Annotated in this window: 1 pseudogene; it reads right to left on the reverse strand. The window is 55.7% G+C overall.

Annotated elements, in window-relative coordinates:
* Nucleotides 1–255, reverse strand: a pseudogene (locus AAEZ05_RS29325) (glycosyl transferase); the annotation flags it as partial.

A 255-nucleotide genomic window follows, 5' to 3' on the forward strand; every position in this document is an offset into this window, starting at 1 on the left:
GCACACAGGTGCCGAAGTGCCGATGGCGCAAGACGATCGCCGGCAGTTATAGGCAAGATGAAATCGCAGCCTGCTGCCAGCACCTTATGCACAGCAGGCATTAAATCTTCAGCAGGCGTGACCCCGATCTCATGTACATAGGCTCGGTCTTCGCCTAGGCTCTCCAGCGTTAGCTGTTCTTGCGCACAATCGCCGTCGCTTATCAGTACTACTCCAACCTTTCCCCGCAGTTCAACCGCTGGCAAACTGTCCAAG

This window comes from Pseudomonas sp. HY13-MNA-CIBAN-0226 (assembly GCF_040310305.1).
GTDB classification, from domain to species: domain Bacteria; phylum Pseudomonadota; class Gammaproteobacteria; order Pseudomonadales; family Pseudomonadaceae; genus Aquipseudomonas; species Aquipseudomonas gregormendelii.